The 18384-nt window shown below is 52.1% G+C and carries 14 protein-coding genes; 8 read left to right on the top strand and 6 right to left on the bottom strand.

The window, feature by feature from the left end; genetic code table 11:
* Window positions 1–44 precede the first annotated feature (44 nt).
* Together IVG45_RS05270 and IVG45_RS05265 are read right to left on the bottom strand one after the other, a co-directional pair.
* Entirely contained in the window at window positions 45–995 is a 951-nt protein-coding gene (locus IVG45_RS05270; RefSeq protein ID WP_196436830.1) for a YncE family protein, read from the bottom strand.
* Between the two features lie 59 nt (window positions 996–1054).
* Window positions 1055–1651, bottom strand: coding sequence for an SRPBCC family protein (locus IVG45_RS05265; protein WP_196436829.1), 597 nt, complete (start codon window positions 1649–1651; stop codon window positions 1055–1057).
* 128 nt (window positions 1652–1779) lie between these two features.
* Here IVG45_RS05265 and sbcB point away from each other — a divergent pair, with 128 nt between their 5' ends.
* The 7 genes from sbcB to IVG45_RS05230 all read left to right on the top strand — a co-directional run bounded on the left by sbcB (window position 1780) and on the right by IVG45_RS05230 (window position 12089).
* Entirely contained in the window at window positions 1780–3246 is a 1467-nt protein-coding gene (sbcB, locus tag IVG45_RS05260) for an exodeoxyribonuclease I (protein ID WP_196436828.1), read from the top strand.
* 184 nt (window positions 3247–3430) lie between these two features.
* Window positions 3431–4330: an IS1595 family transposase gene (locus IVG45_RS05255; RefSeq protein WP_196434642.1), complete on the top strand. Its 900-nt coding sequence runs from the start codon at window positions 3431–3433 to the stop codon at window positions 4328–4330.
* Window positions 4331–4424: 94 nt separating this feature from the next.
* A complete protein-coding gene (locus IVG45_RS05250; protein WP_196436827.1) occupies window positions 4425–5366 on the top strand; it encodes an NADH:ubiquinone oxidoreductase in 942 nt (313 codons plus the stop codon).
* A gap of 2 nt (window positions 5367–5368) precedes the next feature.
* Window positions 5369–6907, top strand: coding sequence for a nickel-dependent hydrogenase large subunit (locus IVG45_RS05245; RefSeq protein ID WP_196436826.1), 1539 nt, complete (start codon window positions 5369–5371; stop codon window positions 6905–6907).
* A gap of 3 nt (window positions 6908–6910) precedes the next feature.
* Window positions 6911–7363, top strand: a complete 453-nt coding sequence (locus tag IVG45_RS05240; RefSeq protein ID WP_196436825.1) for a hydrogenase maturation protease — start codon at window positions 6911–6913, stop codon at window positions 7361–7363.
* Window positions 7360–9984 (top strand): EAL domain-containing protein, encoded by a 2625-nt coding sequence (locus IVG45_RS05235; protein WP_196436824.1) that lies wholly within the window; start codon window positions 7360–7362, stop codon window positions 9982–9984. Before IVG45_RS05240 ends, IVG45_RS05235 begins: the two co-directional genes overlap by 4 nt.
* 182 nt (window positions 9985–10166) lie before the next feature.
* Complete coding sequence (locus tag IVG45_RS05230) at window positions 10167–12089, top strand: GumC family protein (protein WP_196436823.1); 1923 nt, start codon at window positions 10167–10169, stop codon at window positions 12087–12089.
* A 31-nt stretch (window positions 12090–12120) separates the two neighbouring features.
* Here the strand turns inward: IVG45_RS05230 and IVG45_RS05225 are convergent, their stop codons facing one another.
* Window positions 12121–14328 (bottom strand): sodium-translocating pyrophosphatase, encoded by a 2208-nt coding sequence (locus tag IVG45_RS05225; protein WP_196436822.1) that lies wholly within the window; start codon window positions 14326–14328, stop codon window positions 12121–12123.
* A gap of 395 nt (window positions 14329–14723) precedes the next feature.
* Here IVG45_RS05225 and IVG45_RS05220 point away from each other — a divergent pair, with 395 nt between their 5' ends.
* Window positions 14724–15971 (top strand): hypothetical protein, encoded by a 1248-nt coding sequence (locus tag IVG45_RS05220; RefSeq protein ID WP_196436821.1) that lies wholly within the window; start codon window positions 14724–14726, stop codon window positions 15969–15971.
* Between the two features lie 152 nt (window positions 15972–16123).
* Here the strand turns inward: IVG45_RS05220 and IVG45_RS05215 are convergent, their stop codons facing one another.
* The 3 genes from IVG45_RS05215 to truA form a co-directional block, all read right to left on the bottom strand.
* The gene (locus IVG45_RS05215) at window positions 16124–17173 is read right to left on the bottom strand and encodes a response regulator (protein WP_196436820.1); all 1050 of its coding nucleotides are present in this window, start codon (window positions 17171–17173) and stop codon (window positions 16124–16126) included.
* 88 nt (window positions 17174–17261) lie between these two features.
* A complete protein-coding gene (locus IVG45_RS05210; RefSeq protein WP_196436819.1) occupies window positions 17262–17558 on the bottom strand; it encodes a hypothetical protein in 297 nt (98 codons plus the stop codon).
* A 17-nt stretch (window positions 17559–17575) separates the two neighbouring features.
* Complete coding sequence (truA, locus tag IVG45_RS05205; protein ID WP_196436818.1) at window positions 17576–18379, bottom strand: tRNA pseudouridine(38-40) synthase TruA; 804 nt, start codon at window positions 18377–18379, stop codon at window positions 17576–17578.
* Window positions 18380–18384 lie beyond the last annotated feature (5 nt).

Genomic DNA, 18384 nt, shown 5'->3' with positions numbered 1-18384 from the left:
TCTCAAGATTGGTTAAAACGGCGCGCAGTGTACCACAAGCGCTGTTACGGGCTGATAAACTCGCCGAAGGCGCGACTGCCCTCCCCTGTATTAATGGTATTCACCACTTGCAGGGTTTTGGCGTCGATCACCGAGACATTGTTGTCAAACCAGTTGGCGACATAGACAAATTGGCCATTGGGATGGGTGCTGATGCCTTCCGGTTTGTCGCCGACTTCGATCACCGCAACGGTTTTTAAGGTGGCCGTATCGATGGCCGATACCGAACTATCATCCTGATTGGTAACGAACAACAAACTATCGTTCATCGCCAATGCCACCGCATAGGGCCGCGCGCCGACTTTGACGGTAGCCACGCGCTTCATTCGGCGCGTGTCCAGCACGGTAACATCATTGCTTTCGACGTTGGCGCTGTAAAGCCGCTTGCCCTTGCTATCCACCACGATACCGAACGGATGCGCGCCGACTTTGGTGGTGTTTCTGATCGCCAGTTTTTTTAAGTCGATTTGGGAAATAGAGTCATCGACCCGGTTAGCCACATACAACCATTTGTTATCCGGGCTGACGGTCATGCCGGATGGCGATTTTCCAACCGTGATCAACGAGATTTTTTCAAAATTCTTGGTATCGAATACGGCGACCGAATTTTCGTACCAATCGGCAACAAACACCTGCTCGCCGGCCTTATCCACGGCGATGCCCAACGAAGCCCCACCCACCTTGACGGTTGTTTGGACTTTGAATGACTCGCCATCCATCACCGCAAAACCACCGCCTTCCGGCGTGCTGATGTAAACCTGTTTTTTTGCCGGATTGACCGCCACGCCGGCCGGCTTTCCGGCAACCTTAATCGTATCGATGACTTGTTGCCGGTCGGCATCGATCACCGAAACGCTATTGTCTAGCTGATTAGTGATAAAAGCATGGGGCTGAGCACTGGCGATAGTCGCACAAGCCGATAGAAACGCGACAACAGCAATCGATTTTTTAGGCATGGTCACTCGAGGGCAGAGGAAGGCGGTTTCCACCGGACGATGGAAACCGTAAAACAAGCTTAACGTTTGATGTCGATTTTAACGTCGGCTTTGGCGCTGGGGTTGACCTTTTTAGCCAAGGCTTCCAGACCGGTGGTTAACACATTGGTTACCGCTTTGTCGGCCGCTTCCTCGTTCAATTCCGCTGGCGGATTGTTGTTGACGTAGGCGCGGTAGTAAGTCGCAACCCATTCGACTTCGGCTTTACCACCTTTGTCTTCAACTGAAAGCTCGGCGGCATAGTTACCCACCGGCAATACCGGAAGTTCTTCGTCTTGACCGGCATGTTTGATGGTACCGGTTGAACTCATCTCGGTGATTTTGTATTTATAGGCCATTTTGCTGTCATCATGTGATTTCAGCTCTTCGGTGATGGTGCCGCCATTGGCCAGGGTCAGAGTGCGGATAGCGCCTTTATCATTGCTGCCACCTTTGACGCTTTTGATGCTAGGGTGCCAGGACATGTCACCGTAATCTTTAATGACTTCCCAAACTTTAGCCGCCGGCGCATCAATGGTGATAGTTGCAGTCATTTTGGCTCTGACCGGGCCGTGGGCATTGACCATGCCGGTAAACATCAGCAAAGCAGCCGAAGCGAGTAGCGAGGTTTTTTTCATAACACTTTCCTATGGTGGTCACATAAAATTGAACTGGCAATTATAAAATAATTTCCCCGCTCGGGTAGCCGCAAAAACTGAATTGCGGAAAATTTCCCGTTCCTTCAATGATTTTTCCGGCTCAAACCATGACGACAACCACTTTCTACTGGCATGATTACGAAACCTTCGGCACCGACCCGCAACGTGACCGTGCCTGTCAATTCGCCGGAATCCGCACCGATACGGATTTCAATATCATCGGCGAGCCATTGATGATGTATTGCAAAACCGCCGATGATTACCTGCCGCACCCCGAAGCCTGTCTGATCACCGGCATCACCCCGCAACTGGCCACTGAAAAAGGTTTGTGTGAAGCCGAATTTATTGGCATCATCCACGAGCAACTGGCCCAACCCGGTACCTGCGGCATCGGTTACAACAGTATTCGATTCGATGACGAAGTCACCCGTAACCTGCTCTATCGCAATTTTTACGACCCTTATGCCCGCGAATGGCAAAACGACAATTCGCGCTGGGATTTGATCGACGTCGCCCGCGCCGCCCGTGCCTTGCGTCCCGATGGCATCATCTGGCCGATGACTGACGAAGGCGTGGCCAGCTTTCGCTTGGAACAGCTCACGCACGCCAATGATATAGCGCATCAAGCCGCTCATGATGCCCTGTCCGATGTATACGCCACTATCGCCCTAGCCCGCTTGATTAAACAACGCCAACCCAAACTTTACGACTATCTATATGCCAACCGGCATAAACAGGCGGTATTGAAATTACTGCAATTGGGTAGTTTTACGCCGTTGCTGCATGTATCCGGGCGCTTTCCAGCTCGAAAAAATTGCCTGGCTATCGTCGTGCCGATTTGTATGCATCCTAAAAACAGCAATGAAGTCATCGTTTATGACTTGTCCGCCGATCCTTCCGCCTTACTGGAGTTATCCGATACGGAGATTCAGCAGCGGGTGTTTGTTGCCAATGATGATTTAGCCGAAGGCGCTGAGCGCATTGCGTTGAAAACCGTGCATATCAACAAAAGCCCAGTTCTGGCACCTTTATCGGTCGTCCGCCCAAACGACGAACAACGGCTGGAATTGGACATCGCGCAATGCCAAGTTCACTTGGAACGGATCAAAGTCGCCGCCGGGGCTGCGCTGGAACAAAAACTGGCGAAAGTATTTACCCGTGCCTATGCCTACACTCCCGCCGACCCTGACTTGATGATTTATAGCGGAGGCTTTTTCAGCAACAAGGACAAAGTCGCCATGCAAAAAATCAGGCAAACGCCTCCGGCCAAGTTGGCAAGTTTTCCCGCCGATTTTGACGATGCCCGCCTGCCCGAGATGCTGTTTCGTTACCGAGGCAGAAATTATTCCGACACATTGACTGCGGAAGAACTACATGAATGGCAGGCATTTTGCCGAAACCGATGGTTAAATCCGGAGGGTAGCGGCAACTTGACTTGGTTCAATGAAACGCTGCTGGCCTTACAAAACCGGACAGATGTCAATTATGAATTGTTGGCGCAACTGCAAAGTTTTGCAGCCGAAAAACAAAGGGCTTGCTATGACGATCACAATTTGACACAAAAAGTCGAATAAACTCGCTTGCCGGACGGTAGTTATGCCGCTTCTTAAAAGATGATCAGTGTAAAATTCAACATAGTTAGTTACAGCACTGCTGAACCGTGGCGCATGGATCAAGGACTTTTTTAAAGTTACATGGCTATGAACTTACCACAGGTTACCCGATCTGAATTTTAGTGGGATATTCTGGAGAGCGGTCATGCAAGCAAAGATCACGAGTTTTTGGGAGTGGCAACAGCACTTTGCCGATGAAAAAAGTTGTCTTCAAGCCATCATCAACCTCAGGTGGCCTGAAGGGTTTTGCTGTCCACGCTGTGGCCATCAGAAAGGTTGGTTGCTCCAGACACGACATGTCTACGAATGTGCAGTTTGTCATCATCACACATCGGTGACAGCCGGCACCTTGTTTCACAACACCAAATTACCGCTCGTGAAATGGTTTTGGAGTCTTTATTGGGTATCGTCGGACAAGGGTAGTATCTCCGCATTGCGGCTGACCAAACTAATTGGTGTTTCCTGGCTGACGGCGCAACGGCTGTTGAGAAAATTACGCACGGCCATGGGTGATCAGAATAATCTGTACAAACTAAGCGGCATTATCGAATTCGATGATGCCTTTATCGGCGGCAAACGTGCCGGTAAACGCGGGCGAGGCGCCGCCGGTAAAACCACTATTTTAGTGGCTTGCGAACATAATGATGGTAAGCCCGGCTTTGTGGCTATGAAGGTGGTTGAGCAGGTGACGCACGAGAGTGTTAGAGCATTCGCCCAACAAACGCTTGCCCCAGGCCAAACCCTGCATACCGATGCGCTGGCTGCGCTCAATGTGCTGGCCGAGGAACATCACCATATCGCCAAGGTAACCCCTCCTGAAATGGCGAGTGAATGGTTACCTTGGGTTCATGTGGTCATCAGTAACCTTAAAAGCTATTTGCTGGGTACTTACCATGGTGTGTCAGGTAACTATGTACAGGAATATCTCGACGAATTTTGCTATCGGTTGAATCGACGATTTTGGGAAAACCAGATTCCTAACCGATTACTCACGCTATGCGTCACACATGACCCGGTATTTCTTCAACCTGCAACTTGTTCATAGCCATTTAAAGTTATGGATTCATGTCATTTAATCGGTGTTAGCAGCAGTTCCGATTAAGAGCTATCTGCAATCTTGACGCTTCACGGACACTTTTATGACGACCTTACTCTGGCTCCAAACCGGCTCCTGCGGTGGCGACACCATGTCGATTCTGTGCGCCGACAGTCCTTCCGTGGAAGAACTGGTCGATCAGTACGGTATTGAATTTCTTTGGCAACCCTCCCTGTCCGCCGAACCCAAAAAGCATCTGGATACTGTGCTGGATGCGATTCTCGAGGATAGACTGGCCCTGGATATTTTGTGCGTGGAAGGCAGCATCATGACCGGCCCTAATGGATCGGGCATGTACGATCCGTACCGGGGGCGCTCGAAAATGAGTCTGATCCGGCAACTGGCGGAAAAAGCCGGTTATCTGGTGGCGATGGGCACCTGCGCTGCCTACGGCGGCGTGCATGCCGCGCCGCCCAATCCCACCGACTGTCTCGGCTTGCAATTCGACAAACAAGCCCCCGGCGGCTTGTTGCCGGTCGACTGGCGCTCGCGCCGAGGCCTGCCGGTGGTCAATATCTCGGGCTGTCCCGCTCATCCCAATGCAATGACTAAAACCCTGGCCATGCTGGCTGCCGGACTGCCGCTGGAACTGGATCATTTGAACCGGCCCAAGGCTTTTTTCAATACCATGGTGCACCAAGGCTGCACCCGAACCGAATATCACGAATACGATGTCGAAGACGAGCTGTTCGGCGGCAAGGGCTGCATGTTCTTCAATCTGGGCTGCAAGGGGCCGGTAACCATGGCGATTTGCAATTCGGAGTTGTGGAACGGCCGCGGCAGCAAAACCCGCGCCGGCGTACCGTGTTTCGGTTGCACCTCGCCGGATTTTCCGTCCGATCACGATTTGTTCCGCACCGAAAAAATCGGCCCTATCCCGGTCAACCTGCCCTTGGGCGTGGAGCGGGCCAATTACATGGCCTACAAAAGCCTGGCGCATGAAGCCGCGCCTGAGCGGGTGTTGAACAAAACCATGGACCCTTGAACATGAGCCGCAGAACCATCCAAATCGAAATGAATCGGGTCGAGGGCGATCTGGATTTCCAACTGGAGATGGAAGACAACATCGTCGTCGACGCCCGCTGCATCGGCACGCTGTATCGCGGCTTCGAACAAATTATGCTGGGCCGCAAGCCCACCGACGCGCTGGTGATTACCCCGCGAATTTGCGGCATCTGCGGTACCGCGCAACTGAATGCCGCCGTGCTGGCTTTGGAACATGCCGGCCGGATTGCGGTGCCGCCCAATGCTGTCCGCATCCGTAACTTGTGCCTGATGGCCGAAACGGTACAAAGCGATTTGCGGCAATCGTTCCTGTTTTTCACCGCCGATTTTTGTCACCCCAAATACCTGTCCCGGCCGTTTTACGACAAAGCCCTGGCCGCATTTCAGCCGTTTAAGGGTTCGGTGCACCGGGGCGCACTGGAAAATTCCCGGCATATCGTCGAGATCGTCGCGCTGTTCGGCGGCCAGTGGCCGCATTCGTCGTATATGCTGCCGGGCGGCGTCACCACGCCGGCCAATAGCCGCCATATCATCGACAGTCTGTCCATCCTCAATAAATTAACCCGTTGGTTCGAGCAAACCGTGATCGGCACCGATCTGGATGTCTGGCTGGATTTACAAAGCGCCGAGCAATTTTTTGCCTGGTTAACCGAAAAACCGGCCCACGACGAAAGCGCCACCGGTCTGTTGACTCAAATCAGCCGCGAGATCGGTTTGCAGTATCTGGGTTTCGGCACGCCGCATATGCTCAGCTATGGCGCTTACGACGACCCGCGCTATGCGGGAACCTTTACGCAGCATAAGCAACGCTTGTTCAAAGCCGGCTTCCTGAATGGCGAAACCGGAATCGTCGAAGCTTTCGATCAAGCCAAGATCACCGAACACGTGCGTTATGCCTGGTTTCAACCTTATCCCGGCGGCCTGCACCCGTTTCAAGGCCAAACCGTGCCGGATTACCAGCCGCATTCTGACCGCTACACCTGGTGCAAAGCCCCGCGTTATCAAGACAAAGTGGTGCAAACCGGCCCGCTGGCCGACGCCTTGATCGACGGTGAACCCTTGATACGCTCGCTGTATCAAGCCGAGGGCGGCAACGCCTGGCTGCGCCAGTTCGCCCGCCTGCGCCGCACGGCCAAGTTGCTACGCACCATGCGGGACACCTTACACGAGTTGAGTGCGGACCTTGACGAACCGCACATGCTGCCCCCCGCGACAAAGGACATTCCCGACGGCGAGGGTTTTGGGCTGGTCACCGCCGCGCGCGGCGGCTTGGGGCATTGGCTGCAAATCGCCGACGGCGCGATCAGCCGTTACCAAGTCGTCACCCCGACCGCCTGGAATGCCTCGCCCAAGGACAGCGCTGGCCGGCACGGTCATTGGGAAAGCAGCTTGATCGGCATGCGTGTCGACGACCCGGACGACCCGGTGGAAATCGGCCACATCATCCGCTCCCACGATCCTTGCCTGGTGTGTACCGTACACATCCTGGACAGCGGAAAACGCCTCACCTTATGGCCTTGAGCAATGCCTGAGCGGCACGTGCTTTGTTTCGGCAACGAGTTGCATGGCGACGACGGTTTCGGCATCGGCGTTTATGCACAGCTCAACCAGTTGGATTGGCCGTCCGATGTGGAACTGTTCAACGCCGGCATCGCCGGGCTCGATGCACTGCGGTTTTTGCAGGATTGCCGGCAGGCGATTCTGGTCGATGCCTTTGCGGGCTTCGGCACTATCGGCCAGATTTGCGTGTTAACGCCGGAAGATTTGACTGGTCAGCCACAAACGTCCACCAGTCACGGCCTCGGCATACCGTATTTGCTGGAGGCGCTAAAAATCGTCCGCGCGCCGCTACCGGAAATCCTGATCGTCGGCGTCGAGGTCGCAAAGGTTCAACCTTTTTGCCTCGGCCTGTCCGCCGAGATTGAACGGGCGGTGCCGGAAGCGGTCCGCTTGATAAGAGAGCTGTTGCCGGAATGAGTCAGCCTATCGCCAATGCAGCCGTGGCCGTGATCGAAGCATTGACGCTGCTCGACTCGGCCGAGCCTCCGCGCTGGACCGGCCGCTTGCAATTGCCGGGTAAGCAGCGTCCGCTGGATGTTTTGCTTTTCAAACTTGAGGGCGAATATTGGGCGGTGCCGGACCGCTGTCCTCATCAAGGCTACGACTTGTCCGCGTGCCCGCTAACGAACGGCGATACGCTGAGTTGTCCAGCCCACGGCCACCGGATCGCGCTGAAAACCGACGGTTATCCGGTGACGGCCTATGACGGGCAATTTTTTGTATCCCTCAATGACATCGACGCTTTGAGAGCCGCCGAAGATTGGTCCGCCGCGCCGGCCGGCGGCGAAAACGCTGAAACCATGCAACAACTGCGCGAGGAAATCAAGCAATTGCGGCTGGCCAATTTAAAACAGGAACGGCAAATCCTGGTGATTACCCAAACCATGGATGCCATGCTCAGCGAGACTGAGGCGCAAAAAATCATCCTGAAGGAAAAGGTCGGCCAACAACAAGCGCTGACCCGTTTTGTCGACAGTATCATGGATACCATGGATGATCTGTTGTTCGTCATCGACCAGCAAGGCTTGATCCGGCGGCTGAATGCGACCGTATCGCGCGAACTGGGATACAGTGACGCGGAACTACTCGGCACTGGTATTGACGACTTGCTGCCCCCGGCCGAACGTCAGCGGCTGGCCGAACAACTGCCGAGTTTGCCTTGGCCGGTAAATTCAGCACTGTTGGAAACCATCCGCCTGAACGGCCATTACAGCCATGAACATCAATTGCTGGCTAAAAATCAGGGCGTGCAAAAAGCCGTCTATTGGCTAAAAAGCAATTTGCTGCACTCGGCGCAGGGAAAATTCGAAGGCGCTGTCGTTACCGCATTGAACATTACCGAATTAAAAAACCGGGAAACACAACTGCGTTTGAGCAACAAAGTCTTCCAAAATAGTTGCGAAGCCATTTTTATCACCGATCCCCACGGCACTATCCTGGAAGTCAATGCGGCTTTCTGTGCCATCACCGGCTATCAGCGCCACGAAGTGTTGGGCCAAAACACCCGCCTCTTAAAGTCGCAACTTCACGATCAGGCCTTTTATCAACGTTTATGGCAAACGCTTTTGAACCAAGGCTTTTGGAAAGGCGAAATCTGGGACCGCCGAAAAAACGGAGAATTCTGTCCGATGCTGACCAGCATTAATGCCGTGTCCAACGAACAGGGCCAACTCACCCATTACGTGGCTATCGCCACCGATATCAGTTATCAGAAACAAGCGGAGCAGGAACTCAAACAACTGGCGTACTACGATGTACTAACCAAGCTCCCCAACCGCGCATTGTTCAAGGACCGGCTCGAGCAGGAAATTTTGTTGGCGCAGCGTAATAACCACCGTCTGGCGCTGTTCTTTCTCGATCTGGACCATTTCAAGAATATCAACGATACCCTGGGGCATTGGGCCGGTGACTGTTTATTGCAGATCATCGCGACCCGCATTCAAGGCTGTCTGCGTAAATCGGACACTGTTGCGAGGCTAAGCGGCGACGAGTTTACTATCATCCTGCCCGGATTGAACGGTATAGCCATAGCCACCGAACTCGCCCAGCAACTGATCAATGTGATGACTGACCCCGTGCAACTGAAGGATCACACGGTTTATATCGGCGTCAGTATCGGTATCGCGGTATTTCCCGACGATGGCGGGGATTTTTACACCCTGACCAAGCATGCGGATACCGCCATGTATGCATCAAAAACCAAGGGCCGGGGCACGTTTCAGTATTTCGAGGCCGGCATGAACGAAGCCGCGCGCCAGCGACTGTTACTGGAAAACGCCCTACGCCTGGCGATTGAACAAGAAGAGTTTCAGCTTTACTACCAGCCCAAGGCGGATTGCGTTTTAGGCCGGATAATCGGCGCCGAAGCGTTGATTCGTTGGCGCCGCCCCGGCTTGGGAATGATGCCGCCCGATAGTTTCATTTCCATAGCGGAGGAAACCGCATTGATTGTTCCGCTTGGCAAATGGATACTGAAAACGGCCTGCCTGCAAGCCAATGTTTGGGCGAAGAAACAGGCGGGATTCAGAACGGCAATCAATTTATCGCCCCGGCAACTGCTGGCCGATGATTTCATTCCTGTTCTGGACGCCATCTTGGCCGAAACCGGTACCGATCCCGGTTGGATTGAATTGGAAGTAACCGAGAGCCTAGTTATGCATGATATTCATACGGCCACGGAACGCTTGCATCAAATCCGCCAGCGCGGTATTCACGTTGCCATGGACGATTTCGGCACCGGTTATTCGTCATTATCTTATTTGAAAAGTTTACCTATCCAGACTTTAAAGATAGACCGCTCGTTCATTCAAGCTTATAACGGAGATCCAGCATCGAACGAGGCGGCTTTTATCAAGACTTTCGTATCCCTGGGCCAAATCTTGGATATAACGGTTGTCGCCGAAGGCGTCGAAACCGAGTCTCAATTGTCACTATTACAGTCTTATGGTTGTCATGTGTATCAGGGATATTATCTCTCGCCACCGCTGCCGGAGGATGAATTCCAAAGACGCTGGTTTGATCATGATTCCGTTGAGTAGGCACAAGCCAAGAGATATAAGCAACCGATATTTCAACCCCATAGCCTTGTTTCGGTGTTAAAGCTCGGAGTGGTCATCACCAATTGCCGGTTTGCATAGTGTTTTGCGCGTGCATTGCATTAGAATAGCCCGCAAATGTTTGAGCATTGAGTCCCTTCTATTCCGTTCAATGGCGGGCTACCATGAATAATCAATCACATAGTTTTCAGTCGGCTTCGGACGGATTCGGAGACTCCGCGCGCCTCCATTCACCTCGGCTACGGCGCTGGTTGGTGTTCTTGTTGATTTTCATACCGTGCATGCTGGGTTCGCAGAGTTACATCTTTCTGCAACCGGCCATATACCAGAGCGTGGCAACGGTGTTGACGATGGCTGCCACCGACATCGATCAAGCCAGTCCCTCGGCCGATCTACAACATGTCAGCATTCAAAAGCAGATTTTGCTGGGTTCGACGATTTTGGACAAAACGGCGGAACGTTTGCAACAACTGTCGCTCCAGACAAAAAACTGGAACGCCGACGAACTAAGGAGCTTGTTTGCGGTAGTTCCGGAACCGGAGACCAATCTGGTGCATTTGCAGGCCCAAGGCCCGGAACCTAAATTATTGCAATTGGCCGTGAATACCTGGATAGATAGCTATCTGCGTGTTCGGGCCGCCTTCATTGCCGAAAACACCGACAAAGTGACCGAGGATTTAAACGGGCAACTGCAGCGGATCGAACGGCAGGTGCGGGACAAACGTAACCAAATCGACCGGTTTCGATTGGATCACGACATTTTATCCGCCGAGAGCGCCGATAATCAGGCCCATGCCCGTCTGCAAGGTTTGAATAATTCGTTAAATGCCGCACTGGAGGAAGAAGTCAAAGCCAAAGCCAAGTTCGATGCCATACTGATCGCGATTTCCCGAAATGAGACGGTCGTGCCTGAGTCCGACTCGCAATCGATGGCGGTATTGATTCATCAAGCGGAAAAATTAAGGGATCAATTGGCGGCTATCGAAGCCCAGTACACTCGAGATTACATCGATCTAAACCCCAGTTTGCGCCGGGTGCGGGAGCAACTGATAGAAATAGAGACAAAAATCAGCGAAAAGGCCAGCGTCGGTAAGAGTTTTGCCCGGCAGGAAGCCGAAAATAACTACGCGGCCGCCAGACAGGCCGTGATAGCCCTCAAGCAGCAGATGCTGGAGCACAAGAAACTGGCCGCCGATTTCACCTCGCAGTTTGCCGAACACCAGGCCTTGCAACAGGAGCTGGAAAAGCTGGAAACCTTGCAGCAGGACACCCGGCAGCGCCTGGTGGACATTGACGTTAAACAACGGCAAAAATATCCGCAAGTGGATGTGGTCGACTGGGCCACGTTGCCGGACAAACCCATCAGTCCGAATTATTTGCAACAATCCTTGCTGGCCTTTGGCGTGAGTCTGGCTCTTGCCCTGCTGGCGGTGTTGATTATCGATTTTTTGAATCGGGAAAGCGCTGCGCCCGCCCCGATGTCTTTGGGAGGCATACATTTACATCATCAGCCACGGGAAATGCTGGATGTAAGCCATCATCAGCCGCGAGTGGTTTACGATCCACTCAAAGCGCTGTCTAAAGAAGATGTCGCCAGGGAAATGACCCAACCGGAGGTGCTTGCCTTATATCAGGAGGCGGATCCGCCCATCCAGGCGATTATCAATCTGCTGTTCAACGGCTTGTCGTTGGCCGAGATTCTCAGCCTTACACCGGATTGCCTGGATAGCCAGTTATTGATGATCATGATTCCGGAAGGGCGCAGTCTAGTCATGACACGATCGGTTGCCGAATGCCCTGCCGGCGGATTTTCTTGTTTAAACTGGCCGACAGTCGAGGAAATCGAAACCCTGCTTTGTTGTGCGGCGCTCGACGCCGGCTTGCATAATCCACAACAAGTTAATGCGGAAACTTTGCGTTATACCTACATCTTGTACTTGGTGCGTCAGGGCATCAAATTGACCGATCTGACTAAGATTGTCGGCAGTCTTGCGCCCAGCCAACTTCTGGAATTGGGCCAGTTTTCGCCCACCACACCGGGTTTGCCTCTGGAACTGATCAACCTGGAGTATTTCCTCCAGGCATGACATAGATCGAGTCCATTTACGAGTGAAGGGTTTAAAACAAGCTCCATGCCGCCGTTAAGCCCGCCATTACGATAGCGACCATGCTCATCAGTTTGATCAAGATGTTCAGTGATGGACCGGATGTGTCTTTAAACGGGTCGCCAACCGTATCGCCCACCACGCAGGCTTTGTGAACCGCCGAACCTTTCCCACCCAAATGGCCTTCTTCGACATATTTTTTGGCGTTATCCCAGGCTCCACCGGCATTGGCCATAAAAATAGCCAATACAAATCCGGCGGAAAGCCCGCCGACTAACAAGCCCATGACGCCGGCAACACCAAAAACAATACCGGTAACAATCGGAACGGCCAGCGCTAAAAGCGATGGCAGCAGCATTTCCCGCTGCGCGCTTTGGGTCGAGATTTCCACACAGCGGGCATAATCCGGTTTTCCACTGCCTTCAAGAATACCTTTTATTTCGCGAAACTGTCGGCGCACCTCTTCCACCATTTTTTGCGCGGCTCGCCCCACGGCATTCATGGTCAAGCCGCAGAAGACGAAAGCCATCATCGATCCCAGGAACATGCCTATCAACACTTTGGGGTTCATTAGAGTAACTTGATAGTAAGTCATGAAATCAATGAAACCGGCTTTGTCGGTTTCAATGGTGTCGCCATTGGCGAATTCTAATGTGGTGTGACCGATCCGTAGCAAACCGATTTTAATTTCCTCGATATACGAAGCCAATAACACCAACGCGGTTAGCGCCGCCGAACCAATCGCAAAGCCCTTGCCGGTGGCGGCGGTGGTATTCCCCAACGCATCCAAGGCATCGGTGCGTTTGCGCACTTCTTGGTCCAGACCGCTCATTTCGGCGTTACCACCGGCATTATCCGCGATAGGGCCGTAAGCGTCGGTCGCCAAGGTAATGCCGAGTGTCGACAACATACCCACCGAGGCGATGCCTATGCCATACAAGCCCAGGCTCAGATTTTTTGCCGCCAGCATATTTTGCACGTCAAACTCTATGGCACACAGAAACGAGGCGATAATGCCAACGGCTATGGTCATGACCGGAATGGCTGTTGAAATCATACCCGACCCCAGACCCGAAATGATCACGGTAGCGGGACCGGTGATGGCACTTTCGGCAATTTTTTGGGTGGGACGGTATGAGTGCGAGGTGTAATACTCGGCGCTTTGTCCGATGATGATACCGGCGATCAGGCCGCAGACGACCGCGGAGGAAACCCCCACCCAGTTATGCAAACCGATATGATGAAGAATCACAAAAGTCGCAATGGCTGTCAGCAGGGAACTGATATTGATGCCGCGATTTAATGCTCGCATCAATTGTTTCATGTCGGCATTCTCGTCGGTTTTGACCAGGAAAATCCCCAATATGGACAGAAAAATACCGGTCGCGGCAATCAACATCGGTGCAAAAACCGCCTTTTCCTGCATGCCGGGATTCAAGGAGAATGCGGAAGCGCCCAAAGCGGCCGTCGCCAAAATCGAACCGCAGTAGGATTCGTACAGGTCAGCCCCCATGCCGGCCACGTCGCCGACATTATCGCCGACGTTATCGGCAATGGTTGCCGGATTTCGGGGATCATCTTCCGGAATGCCGGCTTCCACCTTACCCACCAAGTCGGCGCCGACATCGGCCGCCTTGGTATAAATCCCTCCGCCTACTCTGGCGAATAATGCCTGAGTGGAAGCACCCATGCCAAAGGTCAGCATCGTGGTGGTGACAACGATCAGTTTATGTCCGGCTCCGGTATCGTCGATAAAATAACCCAGCACCCAATACCATACCGAAATATCGATTAGTGCCAGGCCCACGACGACCAAGCCCATCACGGCCCCGGAGCGAAAAGCAATTTGCAGGCCTTGATTCAATGATTTCGATGCCGCTTGCGCGGTGCGCGCCGATGCGTAAGTGGCGGTCTTCATGCCAAAAAAGCCGGCTAGACCTGAAAAAAATCCACCCGAAAGAAAAGCAAACGGCACCCAGCTATTTTGAAGGCCGAAATAGGCCATAATCGCAAAAAGCAGGGCCAATACAATGAAAACAATCGATACAACTTTGTATTGTTGTTTCAGATAGGACATGGCACCCTCGCGTACATAGAGCGCAATTTGCTTCATCTTGTCGCTGCCTTCGCTTTCCCGCATCATCTGCTTGAAGAAATAAAAGGCGAAACTCAACGCGACGAAAGCCGAGACAGGTACTAAAAAGAAAATATTGTTTGCCATAAAATTTTAAAAATTGTTTATATTCTTTCCGTGGAAACCGGACGCTGATCCCAATTAGTTGTTCCAAGATAGTTGATTTACCAAGAATGGCAAAATAGTTTATTTGACTAAAGCTCCCTTAAGGCAGCGTGCCACAAAAATCATCGAATAACCATCATCAATCGCGTACAGCTTCCTTTTGGCGGCGATAATGGCGAATACCGGCGGTGCCTGCGATAATGTCGGAAAATGGATGGAGATTGGTCAATAGCCTGAAAAGGTTTGCGTTCGCGGCTAAAATCCGTTCCTCACTGGTGATGCGATCGAATAATCGCAAAAGAACTTCCAACCAAATCCTGAGCTTAACCGCCTTCTGTTCCGACTGATTCAATTTTGACTAAAACTTTTATATTCCGATGAGAAAAATCAATAGCAAACTGCTTATTTGTTGTATCGGTATCCTGCTGAGCGGATGTTCTAGTTTCGGCAGGGGCATTGCCGAGGCCTTACTGGAAAAACAAGAGACTGTGGACACGCGCGTATGCGAAATTACCGGCGACAAATTCAACGGCCTCAAGCCGCAATTGGATGTGCCGGGACGGAAAATGAAGGTGTTGATGGTGCACGGTGTCGGCAATCACCTGCCAGGCTATTCGACCCAGTTTCTTGAGAAACTGGCCAAGGAGTTGGATCTGCCGGTCACGGCCAAGGCTTATAAAAACATCACGCTGGCAAGTCCTAAAGATCCGAGTAAAAAATTGGGCAACCTGCGAATCAACCGCTATCTGGATAAGGATAAAGTCCAAGAATTGCTTTTTTACGAATTAACTTGGTCCGAGAACACTTCAAAGGAAAAGGAAGTGTTGTCTTACGACAACTCCGGCGAGCAGTCGTTTCGTCGAGCCGAAGTCAACGATTTGTTGAAAAAATTCTCCAATGATACCGGCCCCGACCCCATCATCTATCTGGGCGAAAAGCGCGAAGATATATTGACCGCGTTTGCCCAATCGTTTTGCTGGATGATTAACGGTGATTGGAATAATCTGCCGGACGATGTGCATCAACAGTGTTCATCGAAAAACGTCACGCCGTTTTATAACGATAGCTACGCCTTTGTGTCGCACAGTCTTGGCAGCCGGATTACCATAGATGGCTTGCAGCGTATCGTATCGATTTTAGACAACGATAAAGAGACGTCTTACTACGCGGCCATGGCCGATGCGATGAGAAACAAGGACGTGCCGATTTATATGATGTCCAACCAGTTACCCATGCTGCAACTGGGCAGAGTCTTGCCCGAGATCACCAATCAAGAAGCCGCCTATTGCCGGCCCGAAGGCGAAAAATATGCCGAGCGCATGCTGCGCAAGACCAACATCATCGCTTTCAGCGATCCCAATGATTTGCTCAGCTATGCACTACCGCATGATTTCGTCAGCAAATACCTGGATTCGCGTTTATGCGTCAACGTTACCAACATCAATATCAATGTCGCCAAAATCTATGATGCTTTCGGATTAGGCAGAATGGCCAATCCGATGGATGCGCATATCGGTTACGATACCGACGATAGAGTGATAGCGTTAATCGCCAAGGGAATTGCCAACGACAAGACCGCCCCTATCGTCAACGAACGTTGCCGTTGGATAGAAACCATAGATTAAAACTAAGCCGGCGTGAGCCGGCTACATTCAGCGAGTTCGCACATCTTCAATTCGCGAACTAGACGACTTATGGCGCTTTCGAATGTCCGGTAGGGGCGAATTCATTCGCCCTGGGCGATTAAAATCGCCCCAATGACAATGATTGCATCACCCTAACCGTGCTCGAGTTTCCGGTGCTGTTCAGCCAGTGCTACAAATTGATCGATGTGTTCGAAGAACAAATCGGTCAATCTGGGATCGAAATGCTTGGCGCGTTGAACTTCAATAAATTGCAAAATTCTATCCCACTCCCAGGCCTTTTTATAACAACGCTCGTGCCCAAGGGCATCCAGTACATCGGCAAATCCGCTGATGCGCCCGGCAATATGAATCTCATCGGCCTTCAAAGCTTGCGGATACCCGCTGCCATCCCATTTTTCATGGTGCTGTTGGGCGATGATGGCCGCCATTTTCAGCAAGGGCCGTTGCGAAACCGACAGCATGTGAAAACCTAATTCACTATGGGTTTTCATCACGACCCACTCGGCCTCGGTCAACGGACCCGGTTTATTTAATATGTAATCGGGAATCGCAACTTTACCGATGTCGTGCATGGGCGAAGCCTGCTTGATCAAATCGGCATCGCTACAACCGTATAATTGCGCCAATAAAAATGAATAATCGGCTACCCGCTTGACGTGCATGCCAGTCTCATGCGAACGCGTTTCGCAGATTTCGCCCATCGTCAGGATCAGTTCTCGTTGAGTTTCAATGATTTCCCGGCTAAGCGACTGTATCTCGTCTATGCCTTCCGAGATTTTCTGCTCCATGCTGCTTTGCAAGGCTTTGAGTTGCAGGTGAGTAGAAACCCTGGCCTTGACTTCTTCAATTTGGAAGGGTTTATTGATGTAATCCAGGCCTCCGACATTAAAGGCCTTCAACTTGTCATTGACATCGGTCAACGCGCTGATGAATAACACCGGTATATTTTTAGTCAGCGGATTTTGTTTGAGTCTGCTGCAAACCTCGTAACCATCCATGTCCGGCATCCTGATGTCGAGCAAAATCAGATCGGGTAGTTTTTTTGAGATCGAGTCCAAGGCCAACCGACCACTGGATGCCGGACGGATTTTGTAACCTTCTTCCTTCAGGATACTGGCCAACAATTGCAAATTGGCGGGCGTATCGTCAACGATCAATATTTCTATATTTTTAATGTCCATTACCCGTTTGTTTGGCTGTGATGGGTTAATCCAAGCTTGTTTGATCCGGTTAGGCGCGGGTGTTAACCCGTTTGTAACGATCGGCTACTTATTTAGCATGCGCCTTGGCATATTCCGCTCGCCTTCTTTGGCCTTCAACGGAGTTGTCGCGGCGCGAATGAAACTCGTCCATCATGGTAGAGCCGCACAGACAATTTCTGAAAACTTCAACGATGACCCGTCCGTCATCATCCTCGCCTTCTTTCAAGGATGAGCGCCCCGCCCGCATACCCAGAGTTTGTTGCAGAAACTCGGCCTCGGTTTGATAGATCCGTCCACATGACCCGCATTGTCTGGGAAATTTCAACGGTAAAGCCTTTAAACCCTTCAACGACTCATCGCTCATGCCGCCCTACCTTTTGATTAGTCAAAGCGCCGGGCATCCTTGGGTAATTTAGTAAAAAGCGGATGCCTATCGATGCCGTAGTGTTCGGGGTATAGCACGCCGCCCAAATGCAAACCGTTCGGCGAAGCGGTCATGGCCGCGCGCGAACGATCCTTCAAATGCAGCAAGCGGTCGGTCCAATCAACCGGTTGGCGCCCCATGCCGATTTCCATCAACACACCGGCAATGTTTCTGACCATGTGATGCAAAAAGGCGTTGGCGCAAATATCGATGATGACCTGCTGATCCCGGCGGTACACATCAATGAAATACATCAATCGATTAGGGCTTTTGGATTGGCAACCCTGCGCTCGAAACGAGGAAAAATCATGCTCGCCGATCAAGGCCTGCGCGGCTTCATGCATTTTCCGCTCGTCCAGCGACTGGTAACACCAAGTGGCCTGGGTGCGCAGCAAGGCCGATTTCATCGGCCGGTTCAGGATCACGTACCGGTAAAATCGCGCTATCGCGCTATAGCGGGCATGAAAATCGGCCATGGCCGGTTTAGCCCAGATGATACGAATATCATCCGGCAATTGGCTGTTGCCGCCCATCAACCAAGCCTTTAAATCGCGCTCGACTTCGCAATCGAAGTGTACCACCTGTTCCAGCGCATGCACGCCGGCATCGGTGCGGCCGGCACACAAGACTGTAATCGGCTGATTGGCGATTTTGCTCAACGCCGATTGTAATTCACTTTGAACGGTGGGTTTACCGCTCTGCCATTGCCAGCCGGCGTAAGCACTGCCGTCGTATTCAATCCCTAAAACAATACGTGTCATACGGA

It is taken from the genome of Methylomonas sp. LL1 (assembly GCF_015711015.1).
Classification (GTDB): Bacteria; Pseudomonadota; Gammaproteobacteria; order Methylococcales; family Methylomonadaceae; genus Methylomonas.
Note: the sequence above shows the minus strand (reverse complement) of the source record. Positions and strands in the feature narration are given on the sequence as shown.